General features: G+C 47.8%; 26 protein-coding genes. 15 read left to right on the forward strand and 11 right to left on the reverse strand.

All coding sequences use genetic code 11. The features are described from left to right. The first annotated feature begins 6 nt into the window (after nt 1-6). The 4 genes from NDA01_RS24135 to NDA01_RS24150 are packed head-to-tail and all read left to right on the forward strand — an operon-like array spanning nt 7 to nt 2,544. On the forward strand, nt 7-267 hold the full coding sequence (locus NDA01_RS24135) for a hypothetical protein (protein WP_348230002.1): 261 nt from the start codon (nt 7-9) through the stop codon (nt 265-267). Then, a complete protein-coding gene (locus NDA01_RS24140; protein WP_348230003.1) occupies nt 264-1,967 on the forward strand; it encodes a hypothetical protein in 1,704 nt (567 codons plus the stop codon). The genes NDA01_RS24135 and NDA01_RS24140 overlap by 4 nt, the downstream gene beginning before the upstream one ends. Then, nucleotides 1,964-2,311 carry a hypothetical protein gene (locus NDA01_RS24145; protein ID WP_348230004.1) on the forward strand — a complete coding sequence of 116 codons (348 nt, stop codon included), beginning with the start codon at nt 1,964-1,966 and terminating at the stop codon, nt 2,309-2,311. The genes NDA01_RS24140 and NDA01_RS24145 overlap by 4 nt, the downstream gene beginning before the upstream one ends. Then, nucleotides 2,311-2,544, forward strand: a complete 234-nt coding sequence (locus NDA01_RS24150; protein WP_348230005.1) for a hypothetical protein — start codon at nt 2,311-2,313, stop codon at nt 2,542-2,544. The genes NDA01_RS24145 and NDA01_RS24150 overlap by 1 nt, the downstream gene beginning before the upstream one ends. Before the next feature lie 86 nt (nt 2,545-2,630). Here the strand turns inward: NDA01_RS24150 and NDA01_RS24155 are convergent, their stop codons facing one another. Genes NDA01_RS24155 through NDA01_RS24165 form a run of 3 tightly spaced genes read right to left on the reverse strand, consistent with a single transcriptional unit; the run spans nt 2,631 to nt 4,133 of the window. Then, nucleotides 2,631-3,335 carry a thermonuclease family protein gene (locus NDA01_RS24155; RefSeq protein WP_348230006.1) on the reverse strand — a complete coding sequence of 235 codons (705 nt, stop codon included), beginning with the start codon at nt 3,333-3,335 and terminating at the stop codon, nt 2,631-2,633. A gap of 14 nt (nt 3,336-3,349) precedes the next feature. Next, nucleotides 3,350-3,535 (reverse strand): hypothetical protein, encoded by a 186-nt coding sequence (locus NDA01_RS24160; RefSeq protein WP_348230007.1) that lies wholly within the window; start codon nt 3,533-3,535, stop codon nt 3,350-3,352. A gap of 10 nt (nt 3,536-3,545) precedes the next feature. Beyond that, nucleotides 3,546-4,133 carry a YHYH domain-containing protein gene (locus NDA01_RS24165; protein WP_348230008.1) on the reverse strand — a complete coding sequence of 196 codons (588 nt, stop codon included), beginning with the start codon at nt 4,131-4,133 and terminating at the stop codon, nt 3,546-3,548. A 254-nt stretch (nt 4,134-4,387) separates the two neighbouring features. Here NDA01_RS24165 and NDA01_RS24170 point away from each other — a divergent pair, with 254 nt between their 5' ends. Further along, complete coding sequence (locus NDA01_RS24170) at nt 4,388-5,080, forward strand: type IV pilin-like G/H family protein (RefSeq protein WP_348230009.1); 693 nt, start codon at nt 4,388-4,390, stop codon at nt 5,078-5,080. Nucleotides 5,081-5,132: 52 nt separating this feature from the next. Here the strand turns inward: NDA01_RS24170 and NDA01_RS24175 are convergent, their stop codons facing one another. The 3 genes from NDA01_RS24175 to NDA01_RS24185 form a co-directional block, all read right to left on the reverse strand. Continuing rightward, on the reverse strand, nt 5,133-5,429 hold the full coding sequence (locus NDA01_RS24175) for a hypothetical protein (protein ID WP_348230010.1): 297 nt from the start codon (nt 5,427-5,429) through the stop codon (nt 5,133-5,135). A 337-nt stretch (nt 5,430-5,766) separates the two neighbouring features. Further along, the gene (locus tag NDA01_RS24180) at nt 5,767-6,255 is read right to left on the reverse strand and encodes a hypothetical protein (protein ID WP_348230011.1); all 489 of its coding nucleotides are present in this window, start codon (nt 6,253-6,255) and stop codon (nt 5,767-5,769) included. A gap of 211 nt (nt 6,256-6,466) precedes the next feature. Continuing rightward, complete coding sequence (locus NDA01_RS24185; protein ID WP_348230012.1) at nt 6,467-6,985, reverse strand: hypothetical protein; 519 nt, start codon at nt 6,983-6,985, stop codon at nt 6,467-6,469. A gap of 363 nt (nt 6,986-7,348) precedes the next feature. Here NDA01_RS24185 and NDA01_RS24190 point away from each other — a divergent pair, with 363 nt between their 5' ends. From NDA01_RS24190 to NDA01_RS24200, 3 genes are all read left to right on the forward strand, one after another. Then, entirely contained in the window at nt 7,349-7,942 is a 594-nt protein-coding gene (locus NDA01_RS24190; RefSeq protein ID WP_348230013.1) for a nucleotide-binding protein, read from the forward strand. Next, nucleotides 7,939-8,298: a hypothetical protein gene (locus NDA01_RS24195; protein ID WP_348230014.1), complete on the forward strand. Its 360-nt coding sequence runs from the start codon at nt 7,939-7,941 to the stop codon at nt 8,296-8,298. Before NDA01_RS24190 ends, NDA01_RS24195 begins: the two co-directional genes overlap by 4 nt. A gap of 205 nt (nt 8,299-8,503) precedes the next feature. Next, on the forward strand, nt 8,504-9,064 hold the full coding sequence (locus NDA01_RS24200; RefSeq protein WP_348230015.1) for a hypothetical protein: 561 nt from the start codon (nt 8,504-8,506) through the stop codon (nt 9,062-9,064). A gap of 126 nt (nt 9,065-9,190) precedes the next feature. Here the strand turns inward: NDA01_RS24200 and NDA01_RS24205 are convergent, their stop codons facing one another. Then, nucleotides 9,191-10,468, reverse strand: a complete 1,278-nt coding sequence (locus tag NDA01_RS24205; RefSeq protein ID WP_348230016.1) for a jacalin-like lectin — start codon at nt 10,466-10,468, stop codon at nt 9,191-9,193. A 555-nt stretch (nt 10,469-11,023) separates the two neighbouring features. Next, complete coding sequence (locus NDA01_RS24210) at nt 11,024-11,377, reverse strand: hypothetical protein (RefSeq protein ID WP_348230017.1); 354 nt, start codon at nt 11,375-11,377, stop codon at nt 11,024-11,026. A 252-nt stretch (nt 11,378-11,629) separates the two neighbouring features. Between NDA01_RS24210 and NDA01_RS24215 the strand changes: the two genes are divergently transcribed. Then, the gene (locus NDA01_RS24215) at nt 11,630-12,028 is read left to right on the forward strand and encodes a response regulator (RefSeq protein WP_348230018.1); all 399 of its coding nucleotides are present in this window, start codon (nt 11,630-11,632) and stop codon (nt 12,026-12,028) included. 28 nt (nt 12,029-12,056) lie between these two features. On the opposite strand, the gene NDA01_RS24220 is transcribed toward NDA01_RS24215, so the two are convergent. Continuing rightward, a complete protein-coding gene (locus tag NDA01_RS24220) occupies nt 12,057-12,248 on the reverse strand; it encodes a hypothetical protein (protein ID WP_348230019.1) in 192 nt (63 codons plus the stop codon). 333 nt (nt 12,249-12,581) lie between these two features. On the opposite strand from NDA01_RS24220, the gene NDA01_RS24225 reads away from it, so the two are divergent. The 3 genes from NDA01_RS24225 (at nt 12,582) to NDA01_RS24235 (ending at nt 17,445) form a co-directional block, all read left to right on the forward strand. Beyond that, complete coding sequence (locus NDA01_RS24225) at nt 12,582-15,833, forward strand: two-partner secretion domain-containing protein (RefSeq protein WP_348230020.1); 3,252 nt, start codon at nt 12,582-12,584, stop codon at nt 15,831-15,833. Nucleotides 15,834-16,384: 551 nt separating this feature from the next. Continuing rightward, complete coding sequence (locus NDA01_RS24230) at nt 16,385-17,257, forward strand: eIF2A-related protein (RefSeq protein WP_348230021.1); 873 nt, start codon at nt 16,385-16,387, stop codon at nt 17,255-17,257. 26 nt (nt 17,258-17,283) lie between these two features. Further along, nucleotides 17,284-17,445, forward strand: a complete 162-nt coding sequence (locus tag NDA01_RS24235) for a hypothetical protein (protein ID WP_348230022.1) — start codon at nt 17,284-17,286, stop codon at nt 17,443-17,445. 339 nt (nt 17,446-17,784) lie between these two features. Here NDA01_RS24235 and NDA01_RS24240 read toward each other — a convergent pair whose 3' ends face one another. Then, the gene (locus NDA01_RS24240; protein WP_348230023.1) at nt 17,785-18,657 is read right to left on the reverse strand and encodes a leucine-rich repeat domain-containing protein; all 873 of its coding nucleotides are present in this window, start codon (nt 18,655-18,657) and stop codon (nt 17,785-17,787) included. A 674-nt stretch (nt 18,658-19,331) separates the two neighbouring features. Here NDA01_RS24240 and NDA01_RS24245 point away from each other — a divergent pair. Further along, nucleotides 19,332-19,889 carry a J domain-containing protein gene (locus tag NDA01_RS24245; protein WP_348230024.1) on the forward strand — a complete coding sequence of 186 codons (558 nt, stop codon included), beginning with the start codon at nt 19,332-19,334 and terminating at the stop codon, nt 19,887-19,889. A gap of 31 nt (nt 19,890-19,920) precedes the next feature. Beyond that, nucleotides 19,921-20,955: a hypothetical protein gene (locus tag NDA01_RS24250; RefSeq protein ID WP_348230025.1), complete on the forward strand. Its 1,035-nt coding sequence runs from the start codon at nt 19,921-19,923 to the stop codon at nt 20,953-20,955. 308 nt (nt 20,956-21,263) lie between these two features. Here NDA01_RS24250 and NDA01_RS24255 read toward each other — a convergent pair whose 3' ends face one another. Continuing rightward, complete coding sequence (locus NDA01_RS24255) at nt 21,264-21,692, reverse strand: hypothetical protein (protein ID WP_348230026.1); 429 nt, start codon at nt 21,690-21,692, stop codon at nt 21,264-21,266. A gap of 109 nt (nt 21,693-21,801) precedes the next feature. Between NDA01_RS24255 and NDA01_RS24260 the strand changes: the two genes are divergently transcribed. Then, nucleotides 21,802-22,272, forward strand: a complete 471-nt coding sequence (locus NDA01_RS24260) for a hypothetical protein (RefSeq protein WP_348230027.1) — start codon at nt 21,802-21,804, stop codon at nt 22,270-22,272. Nucleotides 22,273-22,279 lie beyond the last annotated feature (7 nt).

Genomic DNA, 22,279 nt, shown 5'->3' on the forward strand with positions numbered 1-22,279 from the left:
AGCACCATGAAGACAGCCAATCTCCAAGTACTACTGTCCAACAATCTGCTAGAAGCGATCGCCGCAACGATGCTAGTGAGTATCGCTCACGCATTCCCCAGCATGAGAGTCGCCGTTGGAGTTTGCTTCATCGCGATCATCGTAGTCATCCTTATTACCCTGTTGCTGGATGAATGGGTAGCAGGGGAGGAACACAAAACACTGTGGGCGTTGATTGCCGTTAACTTCATCGCTCTAACCTTCGGCATCGTGGTAGGTCTGCTATGACTACATCGCCGTTCGACCTCAAGGGAATCAACCAAGACCGAGCGGCCTTGAATGTTCGCAAGCGGGAGGCTGTCTGGTTTGTAGGGTTCGCCCTCTCCCTCTGGCTCATCCCGCTAACGAACTTCAACGGCGCTAAGTTTCCCATCTGGTTTAGCCTGGGTTGCCGAGGCATGGCCCTCGCTAATGCGGTGGTGCTCCGTCGGAGACTTCAGGAGAATGCAGAGCAAGAGAAACTGTTGAAGGCCCGAAAGCAGAAGCAGGTTGAACTACTTCAAATTCAATGGGGTTCTCATGCTTTTGCGGTCGCTCAACAGATTCGCGCAGCGGTCCTACCTCCACCACCAGTTCGTGAACAACTGAGCGCACAGCCAAAGCAGCAACAACTTCCTCCTGTACAGCCTCAAGCAGAGCAACAGGCGATCGCTACCACTCAAGCTGCAGTAGTTCAAGCACAGCCGACAGTAGTAGTAGAGGATGGCCTACCTTTCCCGACCGAAGATTTAGCCCACACTCTCGCGCTAACCACGACCGACCCTAGTAAAGCAGGTTCAGTCATCATCCCCGCTCCCGTTGGCACTGGTAAGTCTAACTTCCTGCGAGCTGCAATCCATAAAGCTCATGAACTGCATCAGGGCAAAGTGGATATGTATGTCTTCGCCGGGAAGGATGACGAGACATATTGCGGGCTAGAAAAAGACCCTAACCGCTACATGTACGCTGCGGATTATGAGCTAGCGCCCATTGCCCACAGTAGGCTTTATGCTCTGCGTCCACGACTGCGGAAAGCCCCAGGCTTCCCCACCATCAATATTCTGGAAGAGTTCAACAACATCTTGGATGCGGCTGAACTGTTTGACGACCTGAATAAGAAAAATAAGAAGGCTTTGCCGATCGCGAAGCTAACCAATGCTGCCATCTACGAACAGGCAACCAAGGGACGCTCTAAACTTTTCACGGACTGGATTACAACCCATAGCGCCAACAAAGAAGATATTGCTCTCAATGGTGCAATCAAGCGTAGCTGCTACTTCGCTGTATTGGGTAGAGGCAGTAAGCATGGGGCCATTAACGATGCTCTCCAGGGTAGAAATGCGATCGTTGACGATGAGTTGATCAGGCGGAAGTTGTATGAGCAATTCCTTGACTACCTCAACGGTCCCAAGTTTGACCCTAATCGGGTACTGGCACTAACTAACTTGCTAGGTCGTTGGCGCTTAGTTTTCTTGCCCCACTACCCCGACAACCAGCCAGAGATCAAGTGCCTGATTCCTCCATGTGAGTTTAGCGATCGCCCTGTAGACATCTCTAGTGATGAGGTAGAGGGAGAAGAAGAGAGCCCCTACGCTTACCGCTACACCGAAGGGTATGAGCGCAACAGAGCTTTGGCAATGACGATGACTCAAGGCCAGTGCTGCTACCCTGGATGCCCCAATGAAGCAACCGAAGCTCATCACATCTGCTACCAGGACGAAGAAGGCAACAGCATTTGTGATGACCCGATACCGGGCAGGCACTTGTACCCGCTTTGTGATGACCACCACCAGGACAAAAGTAATCCTGAGTGCGCTCACCACAAGAACAACTGGATTAAGGGTAGTTGCCCGCATCCCCTACAAATTGACAGCCGCAGCACAGACCAATACATCCTGCTACTCGAGCAGGGTTGGCTAGAGAAAACTTCGCAGAGGTTAGCAGCGTGACACTAGCAACGAGAGAGAACCAATCGGTTGAAATTGACCAGGCTGAGGGAGGCGCGATCGCTCCTGTGAATAACGGCATTGTGATTAACTGGCATGGCAGAGGAGGGAGTGCAGCATCTACCCCAACCCCTAGCCCTGTCTCTGCAATCCCCAACTTCCTGATACCTGCTGCTGTGGTTGCAGTGGCGGGGGCATTGATATTTCAGCTAATTGGTGAGGGTATCGGCAACTTCAAAAACCAACAGTTGCAGGCACAGAACCAATTGCTGACCCAACAGATTGCAGCACAGACCGCACAGATTGAAGGGGTGAAAAGCTTAGTGTGTGCGGCTAAAGGGGAGTGATGGAAATACTATTGCTCGCCTTACTAATCCTCGGCTTCATTCTCCTGACTGGTGGCACAGGGGAGAAGACGCGATCGCAACCTCCGCCACCTCCAGAACCAACTAAGCAAGATAAAGCAATCATTGAATGGCTATGGGGTCAGTTTGGAGGTGCGATCACCTCCATGAGCGATTCAGGTAAGTGTCTTCTTATTGAGCGAATCAAAAACGCTCCCGACAGATCAATAAAATGAAAAAGCTTGTTCTACTTTTAGGCCCACGATTATGGGCCTATTTTTTTGCTATTTAGATTTGGCGATCGCAACTTTCACTTCACGAATTAGCTCTCACACCCCACCCCATCTCCATCTCTATCAAATCCGTGCGGGTCAGGTGCTATCACTTGAAAGCGCCGCTCTGAAATATCACCGCAATTTAAGTCGGGCGGTCTAGGTGGAATGCACACGCCTGGGTAAGCAGGAGAGCAGTTAGAGGTCTGAGCAGCAGGTTGTGGATCGGTAGGCCAATTAATTGTGGGGGCAGGTTTAGAAGTACCCCGTTTGCCTGCTCTAAAATCCCACGGCATGACTGGATTTGCTTGGCTCCAGAAGGCTAGCTTTCGTTGCTTGGCCTTTGCCTCTGCTTGGAGATAGCGATCCTTGGTAGCAGCACAATCATTTAAGTACTGCCGATAAACTACAGCCCGACCTTCCTGCACCATTTGCAGATCCACCGACTGCCCATTTTTGAATACCTCGGCTACAGTGCGACGGTAGCGGTCTATTTCTACCACCCGTAACTGCACACTCTGGTTTTTCGGTAGAAACTGACTGAGACGGGTTGCTGCCTCTTTCCCGCCTGCCTGGGTAGCCTCCGGCGCATCTATACAGGCCAGTCTTACAGTAATGGGCTTTCCGTTTACTTGGACGCGCAGTGTATCTCCGTCACCTGTACTAATGACAGTACCTGGTTGGTTGGTTTGTGCTAGGAGTGGGGCGGGGGAGAAGATAGCGATCGCTGCTGCCAAGGCTAGAAATCTATTCATATTTTTCAGGGGTGCTATAGCTCGTCTGTTCTGCAAGCGATACCTCGCGCTTGAACGATCGTGCCGTTTGGTTCTTGGCCCACGCAAACTTCTGTCGAGAACATCTGCGGCCAAAGGTACTGTGCCCACATCGGAAAGGTAATGATGGGGATTAGAACACCAAGGGCGATCGCCACTCGCTTGACTCGAATCTTATTCACTGGCTAACTCCTAGAACCAAGCAAAGACTTTATCAGCGACCTTCCAGGCATATTCCTTAGAGTAAATGCGATCATCAGCGGCTCTGCTCGATTCATCTAGAGCAACGCATACCATCTGACTTCCTCTCGGTCCCCCTGGTCCCATGATTTCTTGGCAAGCGGCCCAGATAGGACGGTAGGTAGTGTAGTCGGGACGGCTCTTAGTAGTGAGGTCGTAGCAATTGATAAATGCTTGTACTTTTGGGGTATCCCCTGCCAGTACCACTCCCTTGTAGTAGTAGGAAGCCTTAGCGTTTCCCATCAAAACAGGGTTTTGCAGCCGCCACGGATCAACATCAGGAATCTTTGAGCAGTCAGGGGCTGCATACGTGGAACTAGGCGAAGTGTAAGTAGGGTTTGATGGACTGGACGAACCCGAAGAACTGGAGCCGGAGGAACTAGACGATCCACCCCCATGACAGTGAGATCCTCCAGACTTTCGATCATTGTGGCAACCGCTGGCATTAGTGCGGCCTGAGTGAGCATCTGCACTGAGAGGGGCAAATGATGCAGCCATCACCGCAAGCGTGGAAGCAATCAGAATGGAGGCTTTTTTCATGGGGGCTAGAGTATAAGGCCATCCCTAGGACTCCCAATGTTCAGTGCCTACTAACGCGCTCGCAATGAAGAGTTAGTGAAAGCGATCGCCCACTTCCCAGATGAACTGACTAGGGACGTGCCAAACTGCATGTGCCAACGTGCGATCGCTTCGATGATTCAAGCCCCCATAAAGAAACTACCCTACATGTTTACCTCATCTGGATGTAGTGGCATTCTGAAGGCGTAGAAGCTCAATACCTCCTACTTCAAAAAATGGCCAACCTCACACTCAAATTTGTAGCCAGTCTTGCTACTATTTCACTTCTCGCTGGTTGCTCTGCCCCACCAGCAACAAACTCGTCCATTTCTGTGAAAGCTCAAACTGTCTCGAATTCTTTGGCAGGGCGATGGCAAGTTGACCTTTCGGCAGGGCCAACCCTGATAGCAACTATTACTCCAGAAGGCACGCTGTACATAACAGAGTCATCCAGCAATGAAACTGTTGAGATGGGGCAGATCAAGAAAATTTCAGATGTTGGAACCCTTCCTCCAGGTACCAAAATCTCAGGATCATTTGAAAATCAAGCAAATCAAGCAAAGCAGTCTGAAGCTAAGACTTATGTTGGGGCAATAAACCGAGCACAGCAGGCATTTTACCTAGAGAGCGGTCGCTTTTCCGCTGACGTACCTTCTCTAGGCATTGGTATTGAGACAGAAGGTACAAATTATCAATACTCTACTAATCAATTAGGTGAAGGAGCGGTCCAAAACATCGGGCTAGCAAAAGTAGAAGGCTTAAAAAGCTATACAGGTATCGTGGCAGTGAGAAGAGTTGGCAATGAGAACCTAACAGTTGCCGTACTTTGTGAGAGTAATAAGCCTACGACAGCGTTGCCTCCAAAACCATCTCAAAGTGAAATTAATAATTCGAGTTGCCCTGCTGGCTATTCAGTTGTAGATAGGTAAAATATGAATCGCTCTCAAACAATTAAGAATTTAGAGAGTTTTAAGCGATCGCTCACACCGTTGCCAGCAATGCCTCTACTTTAGTAATGCGCTGCTGCAATTTCTGAATTTCCTTACCTAGAGCTTTGATGCGCTTACCCCGAGCGATCGCAGCTTTGTACTCTGCCACCCCAGAGGCTTTGAGATACTTGGACTTTTTGCCATCAAAGATAGGGTTGCGGCTTCTGACCTGCCAGTAATGATTTCCAGTTCTAGCAGTACCACCAGCCGCACTTTGGGCAACCCAACAATCAAGCAGCACCTCACCTTCACAGCTGATCCTCGTGCGCTCAGCTTGGAGAGTGGTCATCTTTGATTCATGTGCAATTTCTACAACTCTATCAATTTTGCACATGAATCAAAAGAGAAACTGCCTTCAATGTTGGAGCCTGAGTTGAGCGAGGAGGCACACGAGGATCAGGCCTTGATTCGCTATCTAATCAGGCTGGCTTAGGTCAGGCGATCGCAGTATTTTGATCACGCCTTATCACGCCTTTTCAGCTCATCCAGAGAATTCGTCCAGTTTAGTCCTAGTGGAAAATCGCGCTGCTATTCACTAGGATAAATTTTTGAGGGCGCAGCAGGGGTAAGGTAAGGGGCTCAGGGGCTAGAAACTCGGAGGGCTCGGGGGCGAGCCCCTTACCTCTTCAATCATTCTCCTGCATGTAAGCAAGTTGGCTGGTTGGAGAATACAACAGCAACACCGAGTCACTGGCAAATTGGCCGCTCGTGTAACATTCTCCTCCCACCTCAAGATCTGACGGTTTCCACGAAGGTGCTGGAGAATACTCACCCATGTTTGTCGCAACATCTATGTCTAGACAAGCTTCAAAATCCTGAGCGAGTAATCGCTTCTGCTCAATAAACTTCTCAATATTTGATAAATTCACATTAAAGCGACAAGAGTAGGAATAACCGTAATCTGCATCCCTTTGACCATTAGTTACACACTGAATGTTGGATGCTTTCCCAACAAGATTGGGATATTGAAGGTAGAACCCAGCATAAGTTGGGATGGCACTACGGGTATTCAGCAGACGGGGAACAGCGAACCTAAGGAGTGAGAAATAAGCAATGAAACAATAGGGAACAACAATGGCACAAACAATGAGGAATCGAAGTAATTGTTTTTCCATTGAAGCCCCTTACGTAGTCTCTTTGTGAGCAATAGCACTAAAGCAGCCAGTACCACAACACTTAAGCTTCCAATTGCTTCGAGTATTCATATGACTAGTTGATAACATTCTGAGCGATCGCCCCTTTCACTCTTTCACCTAGCTCTTTAAGGCCGTTAATCTCGCTAATTTGTAGGTGGCAGTCGCTACTTGTATTTCCCGTCCAGCTTTCTCAATCATTCGCCTGCATGTAAGCAAGTTGGCTGGTTGGAGAATACAACAGAAGCAACCGATCAACGTAAGCTCCTGGAACTCCTCGATATTGGTTGTTGATGTAACATTCTCCTCCCTCCTGAACGTCTGACGGTTTCCACGATGCTGGAGGATACCTTCCTGCGGGCGGCGCATTCATGTTGGCACACTCTCCATCCTGAGGGAGTAATTGGCTCTCCCTAATAAACTGCTCGATATTTGATAAGTTCACATTGAAGCGGCAATGGTGGGAATAAGCGTAAGCTGTCCTGTCTAGACTATTAGTTACACACTGGAGGTTGGATACTTTCCCAGCAAGGTTGGGATATTGAATGTAAAATCCAGCATAAGTTGGAACAACCCTATGAGTATTTAGCAGACGGGGGACAGCGAAAGCAACAAGCAAGACATAGGCAATGAAACCACAGGGAGCAACGATGGCACAACCAATGAGTAGTTGAGGGGCAGTAAAAAATGAACGTCTTGCTCGTGGTGCCATCGTTATTCCCTATGAAGTAGCACCAAGCTAGCAAATCTCAAACGTTCAATCTTTCAATCTCGCCTAGAAACTTAAAGACGCGATCGCCCCAAGCTCCTTTGTTGATGTGTTGCGGGACGCGCAATAACTCAGAGATACAGAAGCCTCTGATTGCAAGAGTAATAGTGGTAGCAGATATAAGCTTGGACTAACACTCTGGACTAAAGCTTTAATTGCTTACCTAGCTAACTGCGTACGCAGGTATTTAGATAGTTAGTTGTTTGCTTAGTTAAGCTGTTAAGTAGCTAAGTTTTTAGCAGGAAGGCTAGCCAGTTCACCAAAAATCTGGCAGGCTGGCTAGTTAAGTGTTTGCAATTAAATTCAATGATAATCACAATCGTTGCCTACAAAGGTGGGGTTGGCAAAACCACCACAGCTATCCACCTTGCCTGCTACTTGCAGAAAAAAGCGCCTACCTTACTCATTGATGGAGACGCTAACCGCTCTGCTCTTGGTTGGGCACAGCGGGGAAGTTTGCCTTTCAAGGTGGTGGATGAGCGGCAAGGTCCAAAGTTTGCTCGGCAGTTTGAGCACATCGTCATCGACACCGCCGCCCGACCAGGGGCGGATGACCTAAAGGCGATCGCTGAAGGCTGTGACCTAATGATCATCCCTTCCTCACCTGATGCCTTAGCAATGGAAGCCTTGGCACAAACTGTTGAGGCTATGCGAGAGCTTGGAGCGGACCAGTACCGAATCCTGATCACTCTGACCTCCCCTAAGCCAAATAAGGATGCTGAATTAGCACGAGCCACTTTAACTGAGGCTGGATTGCCCGTCTTTGAATCCGAAATCAGACGGCTGCTTGCATTCCAGCGGGCCGCTTTGGTCGGGGTGCCCGTTTACGAGGTTAAGGATTCAATGGCAAAAATCGCTTGGCGCTGCTATGAAGCCGTTGGGCATGAGGTGTTGGCATGAGCAAGGACGAAAGAGCAGGCAAGCTTAAGGGCATTTTTGATGCTGTCAAAACAAGGGTGTCAGAACCAGAGCTTGATATGGAGTCGCAACCGGAACCAGAGGATGAGCAGCCAAGCGCGATCGCACCTAAAGCAGACACTGAGCCAAAAGTAGAAGTTGATTCACCCAAAAGGGTGAGAGCTAAGGGGAAGCGAAGCAGCAGTGATTACAAACAGGTATCGGCCTATATTCCCGCATCTATGCATCTGCAAGTAAAGCAGAAGCTACTACGTGAGGCGATCGCGGCTAGCGATGCCAAGCCTAAGGAGTTCAGTGATTTAGTCTGTGAGTTACTAGCTGATTGGTTAGCCAGGTGATTAACTGCGTACGCAGTTGGTTAGTTAGCTAAGTCACTGAATAGCTGCAGCACCACCTATTCAGCATTCGATGTTCAACTATTACCTGAATGAAGTGGCGATGAAGGCAAAACTAAATGCAAGCTTGAGTTCTTGATATCTGGTAGCTTGGTGCTACTTCACAGAGAGTTGCAATGCCACACCGTTCCTTCATGGAGACTCAGTTATGCGACCCTTAAAGACGATTGTCCTCGGCGTGGCGACCAGCTTCCTGGTGGTCATGGGCAGCACAGGGATGGCGCGGGAATGTGCCGAGAGCTACAATCGCATCCCGATGTATGCGTACCAGAACTTCCTGATCAACTGGGACGAGCAGGCCGAGCCGCGATTCTATGCGCTGATCCGGACGCCCCAGGAGTACGACCAGGTGTTCCATCCCGCACCGATCGCGGGTGACCCCCGCCCGTTCCATCCGGAGGCGAGTCTGTACGAGAAGAGCCAAATCCTCATGGTGGCGCACGTGTTCGCTGCATCTCCCGATCCGTCGAAGGCGGACCGAATCTTCGAAGTCGAGCGGGTGACGACCAAAGCTGGAGAGTTGACGCTGCGTTATCGACTGAAGCGCCCGAAGTCCGACGTTGACGCTGCGCAGTTCAAGTTCTTCCTGGCCATCCAAGTGCCGAGAGCGAATTATCGGAAAGTGACGATCTTCGAGGATGGGAAGCTCGTTGGACAGCTCAAGCCGTCCGAGGGGCTATGGACCGTCCCGAAGCCAGCGCCGGAGTGACATGGGGCGTGGGCAAAAATATAGAAAATCACCTTGACGAAATTACGCCAAGGCGAAAATGAATTCAAGCGCAAATTTTAGGACTTTCTGGCAAGGTGTTATCGGAAATATGCATAAACCTCAGTTCTAAACAGTTACCGGAGTTGCTTCTGCTTTTGCTGCTAAGGTGTTTAGATCCTCACCGTTAAACCAGCCTTTGTAATTTTTTCCTTGATTCTGAAGCCTCTGCCATCTTAGGTCTGCGATCGCTTGTTGACGAGTCCAAGTAGGTTCGAATTTAACTCGTACAGTATCTAAAAATAGTTCATATCCCATTTTCTCGCCGTTATACCACCCCTCAACCAATACATCTGGCCGTTGAGTTTTGTTCCACTCCAGATTTTCGATCGCTTGTTGACGAGTCCAAGTAGGTTCATGTCCGACTCGTTGACCATTCCAAAAGAGTTCGTATCCTGCCGCCCCAATCTCTTCTATATCAAAATACACCTCAGAACAGGAAACTCCTTCATAGATTCCTTCGATTGGATAGCGAAACGAGCTACCTGCCTCCAGCACAACTTCTATCACTCCTTTGTAGGGCACTGATAGTTTTCCTTCTTTGATGGTTGCTGTTGCCTTTACTCTCGAATTGGGTGGACAAACCACTGGAAAATCATATCTCTTGGTGGATTCTTCAGTCTCTTCCTTGCCATAGGTACCCGAAATACTGACTTTCCAAGTTGATTCTGCGCCAACCGTGGCAACTTCAGGAATGCCAGCTTCTACTTTTGAGGTGTAGGAGTACTCTAGCCCTGCTGTAATCGACCAAGACGACTTCCGGGTGATTTTTTCTTCAACGCTAAAAGTTTGAGTTTGCTCCCTGCTGGTACTGTTGTGAAACTCTTCTGAGTCAATCACTCTAGGTTGAATTACAGCCATTTGTAGCCCCAATGTGGGATACGTGACATCCGTCAATCGACTGCTCCGAATCTTCTGCAAGAAGACAAAACCCATATTGTCAATGTCAGATCCAGCTCTGCCAAAAACCCCACAACAAATTCCAGAACCAATATCAATTGGATATTCTTGGTTACGTTTCCAATCGGTCATGCCATGACTGAACGTAATACCCTTATCGGTGGCAAACTCAATCCAGCCTAGGCGACTTCCTTTTCCATTTCCCCATAAGGACAGACGGGTCATGCGTTCGCCAGGCTGAAAACTGTGCTCCTTGTAAGAGCCGCTGGGATTGCCAAAGGTTTGCATCGTGCCATCAGTAAGCCATACCCGGACTGCTTTGACCATCCACCCTTCAGCCCAAACACCAATTTTTTGAAGTAGAGTGCCGTTCGTACCACCGTAGAATCCAAAGGGATTACCGCCACTACCACCGATAGCACGCATAGCAACATACACATTAGACATTTGTTTCTCCTAGGCCGTAGATGACCCTAATTGATTGCTAAGGGAAGCATCATGGTGAGGAGAGTAAATTACCGATGGGGTTAGGCACCCTTACGAGTGATTTCTGAAATGCAATGAGCAAGTAGTTAATCTTGAATTAGCTAAAATTGAGCATCCATTTAGCGATCGCCCCAATTGCGTCTCTCAAATCTGCATTGCTCCTATCCTCTTGCAAGCATTAACTTGTTCAACCTGACATTTCTTTCAATCTCTCTCAGCTCTCACATGTCCACTGCACCAGGCTTTCAGTATTAGAGTTTCGAGAATTTGAATAGTTCGCTTCGGTTTTCTTTCATTCTCTCAAATTCTCACTTCTCGAAGGATGCCATTAGCTTGCTCCACATCTCTTCGAAGTCCCTACACCGCTGCATCTTAGCGATCGCAGTTAGCGAAGCCAAGCCTAAAAAGTTTAACGATTTAGTTTGCGAGTTACTAGCTGAATGACTGGTTCAGTAAATAGCTGCGTACGCAGCTATGTGATTAGTCAAATATTTGATTAGCTAGATTGGCGAGTATTCAAAAAGCCTTACGCTTTTCTGGAGGCTTGGCTAACGCCTGTCGGCATTGAGGGACGTTGTACTGCCAACGCTGAATCACTGCTCCAGGCTTGGCAATACTGCGATAGTGAATGCCATGTTCGAACTCAGGGCTCTCTCGCCAATAGTCCAATACTTTAGCTGTCACGCCTAACTCACGGGCAGCCAGCTCAGGGGTCATCCACCGTTCTGAGTACTTCTCTTCTAACTGCTTAGTTAGCAGTGCCAACGCCTGACTAAGTTGATTTGCTGCTGCGGTCAATGCTGCGATCGCCTCCCTATCTAACTCATCAAGTGAGACAGTTGGCGGCTTGTGCTCATTCTTAGTCATCATGCAGGCTTCCTGCTTGAATTGCTTAAGGTCTCTAGCCGTCGTATTCACTTCAACCCGCCCTACGCCTGTCGGATGGCTCTAGCGGTCGGGCTTAGCACTTAGCAACGTGGAACTGATGAATAGGCGTCTTGTGATCACTGAGCTATGTAAAGAGCGCATGTAAAGTATGCAATATGCAATATGAGAAGCTCAAAAGCTGCAATTCTAACCTAGGGTTTTAGTTAGTTTTGCTTTTTATTCGTAAGCAGTGACATGACAGATGGCCCGATTTCTGAACCGAGCCCAGCGCTAAGAGTCTTGTTAGTTGAGGATGATGACTTTAATCGATTACTACTGACCGACTACCTCACTCATCAAGGCTACCAAGTGCTGGGTTTGGCAGAGGGCAGTAGCTTTTTCTCAACTCTGGCTCAGTTTCAGCCGCATGTTGTTTTGCTGGACTTGAAGTTACCCGGCATCAGTGGCTACCAACTCCTAGAAGCACTGCGACAGAACATAGAGTTTCAACATTTACCTGTCATCGTCTTTACAGCATTTGCCTTTCGAACCGAGCGCCAACGAGCACTGCAATTGGGAGTGCAGGGTTATTTTGTCAAGCCGACCCACCCAGAAGCGCTAGTCGCCGCGATTGAAAAAGTTTGTGCTGGATAGTCCTCTCGCCATTCCGAGGGACTCAGTTCTAGCCTTGGTCTCGTTTTTGCTTTTCGGCAGTAATGAAGTTATCAACGACTTGAGTTAGCTCTTGCATGCTTTGTCGGGTCGATTCGAGCTGTTGCTCTAGGTTTACGACTAAAAGCGTGACCGTTTGGAGTCGGTTGAGCCCAACTTCAAGCGCATCTTTAACCTGGCCCTCAAACTCATCGAGGTTCATAAAAATATTTAGTGAGGTGTTTTTTAGGTTGCCCCGCTTAGGTATATATTACTACGCACACTGAGTAGCTTGGAATCACGATAAAAATCTTAGTCTTGTAGCTTTTAGATCCAGAAATTGCGAATTCTACTAGTAGGTGACGGACAAGCGCGATCGTACGGGTGAAGTAGAGTTAACTTACTTATCTTGCCTGGTCTTAATTCTGCCAATTCCTTTATCTTGACTTCAGCGATCGCGCCAAGAGCCACCCTCTTTTGTCGCTCGCAACTATGGAACGAGCACAACAAAATGAGCCGACCGCGCTTGAGAGTATGGGTTTTGACGAGTAGTATCGTGAGCGCATTAATCTGTGTTCAACCGATCGCTGCTCAAGTCATTCCTGACAATACACTTCCTGTGGGAGAGCGATCGCAAGTCACAGGTAATCCTGCTGTGCAAATTGATGGTGGAGCAAGGCGAGGGGATTCTCTGTTCCACAGCTTCAGTCAATTTTCTGTACCCACTGGAGGATCTGCTTTCTTCAACAATGCCGTTGGTGTGCAAAACATTTTTAGCCGTGTTACAGGCGGCTCTACCTCGAATATCGATGGTGCGATTCGAACGAATGGTACAGCAAACCTGTTTTTGCTCAACCCCAACGGCATTTTGTTTGGCCCAAATGCGTCGCTGAATATCGAGGGTTCCTTTATGGGCACAACTGCTAATGCGATCGGCTTTCCTAACGGCGAAGTGTTTAGCAGCGATGCAACGCAACCCTTACCGAGTCAATTACTTACGGTCAATCCCAATTCGTTGTTCTTTAACCAACTGACGCCACCGCCAATCATCAACCAATCCACGTTCAACGGCACAGGCTTACAAGTTCTCCCCCGACAAAACCTGATGCTGGTTGGTGGAGTGGTGCAATTGGAAAATGGACGCTTGACGAGTCCAGGCAGCTATATCGAGTTGGGGGCAGTGGGTGGAGTCGGGATAGTGAGTTTATCAACGGCTAACCAGGACTGGCAGCTCACAATTCCTAATGGAGTATCTAGAGCAGATATTTCTTTGAGGAATGGGGGTCAAATCAATTTAAGAGAATTTCTCAGAGTCAGAGAGATTAACGGCATTATCGTCATTGGTGACAGCGGTAGCATTCGGCTTCTGGGGAACAACATTGACCTGTTGGGCAGTTCTCTGTGGCTTGAGATTCCCAGCACTTCAACATCACCTGATGCTACAACCGACGGAGTTGAGCTAGACGCTACAGGGTCGATCGTCTTTAACGAAAGTGTCTTGGCAAACCGCTTGTTTAGTCAGGGTACAACGGGCAGCATCACGTTGATGGCGGGCGATCGCATCGCTTTTGGGAATAACAGTCTTGTGTACAATACGATCGACCGTGGCGGGGGTGGCAGAACTGGCGATATCAATATCACGACGGGATCACTGTCCATTACAGAGGCCAGTCAATTGATCTCGGGCACGAGGGGACCGGCAAATACAGGCAGCGTAAATATCACTGCTCGTGATACCGTCTCCTTAAATGGAGGCATGGATGGGCAGGTAAGCGGTATCTACAATATCGTAGACGGGACTGGCATTGGTAACGGTGGCGGTATCAATATCACGACAAGGTCGTTGTTCCTCACCCAGGGCGGTTTCCTGGGTTCCTATACCAACGGACAGGGCAATGCAGGCAATGTGAATATTAATGCCCACAACACGATTTTGATAGATGGCGGGGGAGCTGATGAGAGCGGCAACGACAGCAGCGGTATTCTCACACAAGTGAGTCCAGAATTTACAGTCGACGGAATTGATGTGAGTCAAAGAGGAGCAGTTGGTCAGGGAGGCAATGTCACTCTCTCAACTGGCTCCCTGTTTCTGACCAACGGGGGATCTGTGGATACCAGCAATGTAGATGGAACAGGTAACTCGGGTCGTGTCACTATTCATGCTCGCGATTCTGTCCAGATTCGTGGAATAGAATCTAATCCTTCAAATCCCACTCCCAGTAGAGTGGTGACCTCAGTGAGTTCGGGCAATCGAGGTAGCAGCGGAGAGGTCATTATCACTGCAGGCTCCCTCTCCGTCGCTGACCAAGGACAAATCATCACAACTGCACAGGGTGAAGGCAGAGCAGGAGATATCCACATTCGAGTGCGTGATGCTGTTTCGTTTGATGGTGGAGATGCCATCAGCACGCTTGAGCCGAGTGGCGTGGGCAGGGGTGGCGATATCGATATCACCGCGCGATCGCTTTCAGTCCTCAATAACGCAAAACTTTCAGCTTCCACTTCTGGAGAGGGCGACGCAGGCAATATCACCGTCAGTGCCGATATCGTAGGTTTGAGCAGCGGCGGACAATTGCTCACCACAGCATTTAGCAACGGTCGCGCAGGTAACATCACGGTGAATACGCCAAATCTACAACTATTTGGGGCAACCAGTGGGCTATTTGCTCAAACCACTACTGCTGGCGATGCTGGGGATTTGACAATTCAACCTAGCGGCAACGGGCAAAATCTGCGGGTGAATCTGCAAGACGGCGCACAAATCTCTGCTTCTACATCCAGCCGGGGGCAAGGTGGAACGTTGACGATTACAGCTCCAGAATCTATTACCCTAACCGGGAATGGTTCCATTATCACAGCAGAAACCGGGGGCAGTGGTACGGGTGGCAACTTGAATCTTCGCACCGGAGACCTTAGTATCCAAAACCAAGCTCAAGTGACCGTGAGCAGTTCGGGGACTGGCAGTGCCGGTTCCTTGGTCGTGGATGCCAATCGCATCTTTCTCAACAATGGGGGTAGAATTCGAGCCGATACAGCAGGTGGCGGCGGAAATATCAATGTGCGATCGCCCCTGATTATCTTACGCAACGGCAGCAACATCACAACCGACGCCACTGGCAGAAGCATTCCTGGTGGCAACATCGCCATTGATACTCGGTTTATAGTGGCTGTGCCAAACGAAGACAGCAACATCAGCGCTAACTCTGAGGACTTTCGGGGCGGCAATGTCAGCATCAATGCCGTCTCTCTCTATGGCATCCAGCCCAGTCTTACCTCCACCCCCTTGAGTGACATCACGGCCACCGGAGCGACTTCTACCTTGAGCGGCACGCTCGATGTCACGACCGCAGAAATTGATCCGGCGGCTGGGTTGGTTGCATTACCCACTGAATTAGTAGACTCATCCCGCTTGATTGCTCGTGGCTGTGCTGCAAACCAGGGAAACTCGTTTGTGATCACGGGTCGAGGTGGCTTACCGCCCACACCTGAACAACAGTTGGACGATGATGCGGGCTGGCGCGATCGACGTAGGTCAGCTGTGACACCGCAGCAGACAGATAGTGGGAGAGATCCGAATAGCAACCAGCGGCTAGGAGTAGAGAACAAGAAGACTCGAAGACAACGGGAATTCCTTAATTCAACATCCAACATTCAAGGTGCAGAAATTCCCTCTCCCATCCCTCCCTCAATGACCGAAGCGACTGCATGGCAGGTCACTCCTGCTGGAGAGATACTTCTGACTGCTAACACACCTGGCCCAACTGGCCAGGATGCGGTGAATTATCCCACTGTCTGCCGGAGAAGCTGAGGAACGGTTTGAGTTGAGGTTAACTGCTCTATCTTGTTTAGTCTGATGTTGCAAGATTCTTGGGTGTTGCTGAATGAGGGTATAAATCAAGCTGGAATTAATTCGATGCTTTTGCTGCATCTTGGCTAGCTCTTGCCTCACCATTACTGCCACTACCTCTCTCAGTTGGCTTTCAGGAATAAAGCGCTCCTGCATCTATAGCCCCTTGGGTGCGATCGCCTTACCAGTAAAGTACCGTTGTTGATGCTCTGGCTGGGGCGGTTTTTGGATAGTAAAGGAGGTGCTGGGATTATGGTGGAGCGGGTGATCGGATTTTTGATTTAGCTTGAATTGGGCTTTTGGGCTTAAACGCTGTGCAAGCGGAGTTTGGGTAAGTTAAATACATCAATAAGCAAAGTGAGCTCTTGATGTATTCTGTCCAGCATCGTCTTGCTGCTACGGTTTGCTTACTGAGCATTTTCCTCCATGCCTGTGCCAATCCTGTGTCTAAAGAGGCTAGGACCGCAAGTTTGTCTTTCAAGCCCTCTAATTCCACTCCTTCGGCGTTTCCCATGACTAATAAGAATGCTGAGATTGCTTTTGTTTCTAGCCGGGATGGTATAGAGGCGCTCTATGTGATGAATGCCGATGGGTCTGGACAAACTAAGATCAGCCGCAATCCTGAGACTAGCTACTACAAACCTGCTTGGTCGCCTGACGGCCAGCGGATTGCTTTTTCTGCAGGCCAAGTGCAAGCGGGTAAAAGCGAAAGCTCAATCTATGTGATGAACGCGGATGGAACTGGAGAAGTCAAATTAACGAGCGAGTATAGCAGTTCTTCTCCCACTTGGTCGCCTGACGGTAAAAAGATTGCCTTCCACGTAACTGTTAGCGGTGGCTTTTTCCCGCTGGGTGCCATTTATGTGATGAATGCTGACGGATCTAATCCAATCAAACTAATCGAAGATGCAGGCGACATGTCGCCATCCTGGTCTCCGGATGGCAAACGCATTGCTTTTACCTCTAGCCGTCATGTGACGAGCCTTAGCATGGTCAATACTGAGATTTATGTCGTGGATGCAGATGGTTCTAACCCAACTCGATTGACAGATAACTTAGTCCCAGATGATTCTCCGAGTTGGTCGCCGGATGGCAAGCAAATTGCTTTTGCTTCACTTCGCCAGGAGCGTTTTAACATCTATGTGATGAATGCGGATGGGTCTGGTCAGACTCAGGTAACGCAGAATCTATTTGGTAATCGGAGTTTATCTCCAAGTTGGTCTCTGGATGGCAAGCGGCTGATTTATGCTCTCCAACCGATCGCGTACAAGCCGAAGACCGAGATTTACACGATCAATGTGGATGGCTCCAAGAACACGAGGCTCACCGACTTTGAAGCCGCAGAAACAGTCAATGAATTTCCTGTTTGGCGTCCCATCAATTAGGGACCACTTCCAATTAGCCACTGTTCGTGGCGACGGATGATGTCTGGCGTTACTTAGCTCCATCATTGGCACAGCATCTGCTTCAATCGCGCGATCGCTCAGCAGACAAAAAGCGCCAAGCTTTTCACTCATCCTCTTTAGTCAGTTGTCCCAATTTGGGACGTGTGGCGATCGCTCTAGATGCCTAATTCTCATACCCTTAGTTATTTTTGCTACCTTAAATTTTTTCTAGCTACTCTCGAAAAACGTTAACAAAAGCTAACATTTTTAGGCCGCTCAAAATTCCCGAATCACTCTCTGTATCGTGATTTTACAGCGATCGCCTCCTTAAAACAGTTGTGTTATCAGTAGTTGTTTAATTCGCTACCCTGCGTCACCTCAAGACACTGGTAGTAAAAGCTAATATTTTAAGGTCAGTAGGCTTTAGCTAAAGTTGATGGGCGATCGCCTACTTGATTGCACTTATCGCTGCCAAAGCACGATCAATCCATGAAATACGAGCCTTCATTAGCTCGGTTGTATTCATATCACTCATTACCTTGATCAAGGCGTTTTAGTTTAGGTAGTGATGGCATAAATGTAGAATCTTTAATTTCAGTATTTCTAATATTTAGATAACTTAGGTTACTAAGCGATGGCAGGTGAAGAAAGCTGTCAATTTGTGTACCGCTTACATCGAGGTGCTGGAGGTTGTTTAGAGATGGCAGATGAAGAAAGCTGTCAATTTGTGTACCGCTTACATCGAGGTGCTGGAGGCCGCTTTCAGATGTTAGGTGAAGGAAACTATCAATTTGTGTACCACTTGCATGAAGGTATTGAAGGTTTTCAGATCGTAGATGAAGGAAAGTATCAACTTGTGTATTAGTAATATCAAGGTGATTTAACTTATGCAAATTTGACAAATAGACTAGATTGACAACTTGTGTATTACTTAGGTTGATTTTTTGCAAATTTGTAAACCATACAAAAGGCAATAAATTATAAATCGAGCTATTGCTTAAATCTATTTCTGTAAGGTTGTACAGCTTTTTTTCAGCTTGACTACAATCGGTAGCACTAACTTCTTTAAGTATTTCATCTATTGAAGTTTTTATATCGTTGTATAGGGTTCGACTTAAGCATAATTCGGTAAAACTATTAAAAGTCTTTTCTTGCCCATTATCGATAATGACAGAGAGTTTATTAGAACGACTAGTGATGTTAGTCGAATAGCCATCGTGGGTGACCCTAGTAAAATAGTCCTTGTAAGTAACAGCAGCTGAAGAGTCTTTTATAGCAATACTACTTGAATAGCTATTTGTGGTACTTAAAGATGAAGAACCCGCAGAAACACCACACCCTGACAAGGTAACCATAATAGTGCTTAACAAGAAAATCTTTGTAGTATTTATACTCAACATTTTTATTCTCTTGAAATACTTCGTAGTTTGACTTTGGATGAGGATACGAATTTCTAGGGTTAACAAGAACCCTGAGTCTGGATACACTTCTGGCTTTACTCATTCCGCCTACTAACCAGTTTTGAGAGAGTTCTGAGAGGCGATCGCCTCTAAAGCTTTACCTGTTCTATGCCTGTTTTTTACCTGTTTACAGCGTTTAAGCGTTCCAAGAAATTCCGAAAGATTCCGACTAGACGATGAACCCATTGAAACCATTGGCTTTGCTTTTGCTCACCCCCCTGGCGTCGTTATCTTCCTGCTCTCAAGTTCGCTCTCATAATTTTATAGATGGTCAAGTCAGGGTCAGAGTCATTGTAGAAATGATTTTGCATCCCTTCTCTAGGTTGGTTCAGTGCTTGCTCAATCCTTTGCAGCACTGCGATTGCTTAAATTCTCCAAGAGAGACGGTGGGATTGACACTTACAGCAGGTAAGGAAGTCGCGATCGCCCCTGGACCTGACCAGCGAAAAATAAAGTTTTCGTGTGGAGGTTAGGTAATCGTGGGTTTCGATAGAAAGCCGAGAATACTATCACAGAGCTTTGAACCTTTTTCGGACTCATCTCTCTTCTATAGCTTTAGCTATAACTGAGTGGCCCTAGAGAGTTTCAACATTAATGAACAAAGAGGCAATGCTATGGCTAGCGCAATGGAAGCCAAGATTCAAGAGCTTGTCAAACAGTACGGCTACGACGAACAGGTATTGAGGGAATTCGCTGAATTTGCTCAGGCCCAACCAAAACCTCGTAAAAAATCAACGAGTACCGACTCTAAATCAAAAAGGCCAAAGCCGAAAGAACCCACTATGGCAGAACTTCAAGCTGCTGTTGTGGCTGCATTCAACTGTAGTGACGTTAAAGAGCTAAAGAAACACGAAGCTTTCAAACTTGCGATCGCTGGACTCGAGCTTGATTTACGGAAGAAGGACGGCTGGCTCATCTTGTACCGCGAGTGGGTAGGCGTACCTGAAAACGAACGCCATGAAGAAGGACCAACTTGCATTAATGGGATTGATGTCCTAAAAAACTTCCGCCCTTGGCATGTCTTTAGCCTTGAGCCTAAAACAGCTACTTCAGATGACATCAACACAGCCTTCCGACGTTTGGCGATGCAACACCACCCAGACCACGGGGGAAATCGTGAAGTGTTTGAGCGCTTGCAAAAAATGCGGGATTCACTCCTAGCATTCCGTTAACACAAACCACAGTAAGTGATAAGCCAGCAACATGAGCAACCGCAAGTATGAATTGATGTCAGCTGAGGAGACATCACAAATTCTTGGAATTAAGCTGAAACGGCTCTACAACATTTGTGATGCCTTCGATGCCCGTGATGATGACCAATGGGATTTAATCGAGAACGAACACTTTGAATGGTTAAGCCCCAACATCCGGACTCGCCGCTTCTATGAAGAAGGGGCAATGGCAATCGCCAAGTACATTCAGGAAACTGATACTGCGGGAAAGTTTGCTGGATTTATAGATGCAGTTATTGAGAAAATTACCAACCGACGAAAACGAACTCGTCAGATGTTGGTACGACGGCGCGTCATTCTTGAAGTTCAAGAACTGAAAGGTGTGATTGTAAGAGGTGATCTGGTATTCATTGAGCGACCAAAGGTTATTCGAATTCTTGGCACAAATGGTAAGGGGCTCAATGCAGCTAGGTCTCGTGTGCAAGATAGCAATAATTTGTCAGGGCCTGCGCAAATGGAACCAGGGGTCCACTTCGAAAAAGTGGAAAACGTTGAATATTGGAGCCAGCGTGGGCTCGTTCGAATTGCACAAGATATGACTGAAAAGCTAGCACAAAAGTCTCGCAGAGCTTGGACTGAAGCGGTAGCTGAAGTATATGAAGACGCGATCGAGCAACAAAGGAAGTACCTTGATTCATTTGACGCGAAAGTGCAAAAGGCAATGGATCAGGTAAAAACGCTAGCTAATCATAAATGTCAGGCAACTCTAGAGAGACAAAAACCTGATACACCTTTCGACCTACACATACATCATCTATTCGACCGTGCAACTCGCCCAGATTTAGCTGCACTTCACGACAATCTCCTAGCGATACACGAAGACTTACATCGTGGCTTCCATAAGTGGCACGGAGCTAGTAGTTGTGAGCCTAAAGATTTTATTGAGTACTTGACCACCGTTGAATCGTGGCGCTTCGAGAAGCCCAAAATGGCATCACACCTACACCAACTAATGAATCGGCTAGAAAAATCACAAAAGGCTTTTGAAAACTACTACAAAGTGTGATAGCCAAAGTAGGAAAACAGGCTCAGTATTCGAGGTTTGAGGGCTATCGCTCTAGATGCCTAATCTTCCTGCCCTTAGTTACTTTCGCTACTTCATATTTTTCTAGTTATTCTTGAAAAACATTAACAAAAGCTAACATTTTTAGGCACGATCGAAACTTCTAAATCGCTCCAATCAATCTCTGTATCTCAATCTCTAGCGATCACCTCTTCAAAGCAGTTATGTTATCAGTAGTTGTTTAGTTTGCTACGTACTCCTGCCTAAGCACACTGATAGCGAAACCTAACATTCAAATAACAATTCAGGGGTTATTCCTCCCAGAAAACACAGGTAACGTTGTATTTACTCTTAAGCTCATCTTTTAACTTGTCCATACCGTAATAACCTGTGTGAGCAGTCGTTGCTTTGGCATACAGGCAGCTATCTCCTGAGTATTTGACAAGGGGTAGTGGTCCGACAGGGGTCTCGAGCTGCTCTGCAAAGGTAATGGTCTTCGCTGGTACTGGTGACGGTTGAGCCGCCTCTTGAGTCTCTTCATCTGGGCTAGCCACTCCTGCCACCAAAGCGATTGCTACAACTGCTCCAGTTACAATCCCCTTGGTCTTATTGGGCCATTTTGCATACCTCCACATTGACCAAAGCCCTAGTGGGAAAAACACAATCAGCATCACAACTATCAATGCTGGTGAATCTGACTCGTACCAGTTGAGCTTTGGTTTTTGTTTTCCAGCAGACATAGGAATCGCCCAGCGTTTGCAACATCTTAGGCGATCGCAACTTCCGCTGCGACCAGGTAATTGCGGGAATAGTGAGGCTTAGAGGAATTCCAGCACCAGAAGAAGATTAATGCAAGAACTGAACTTTAGCCAATCACTCGTGATCGTGCTGCGTGGGCAAACTTACACCGCAGACCTGAATCAGGTGAGCGACATTTACCTACTAACTTTGCTCAACCCATTCAAAAATTTTGAGTTAAGGGGTGATGAGCAAGAACTAATTAGATTGTTTATCAGCCCATCATTTCAAGCTAGTTTTGCTAATGCCTTGCGCCACATTTTCTCGAATCTACCTGAGTCGTTGGTTTACTATCGTGGCGAAAATGACTGGCGTTTCAATCTCAAGACATCTGACATCTTGAGCATTCTTCAGTCTACTAAGGCTTACTTTGAACAGGAGGCGATCGCCCAATCTCCGCAACCTGAAGCGCCAACACCCGCAGAGGATGACACAGATCGCCCACTAACTCAGCGCGATCTGATGGCAATCCTGGAAGCTGCCAATAATGGACGGCCTGAAGCAGTTGGGTTTGGCAAATAGTGATCAC

Origin of the sequence: Trichocoleus desertorum AS-A10 (genome assembly GCF_039962155.1) — a bacterium.
In the GTDB taxonomy this organism is placed as follows: domain Bacteria; phylum Cyanobacteriota; class Cyanobacteriia; order FACHB-46; family FACHB-46; genus Trichocoleus.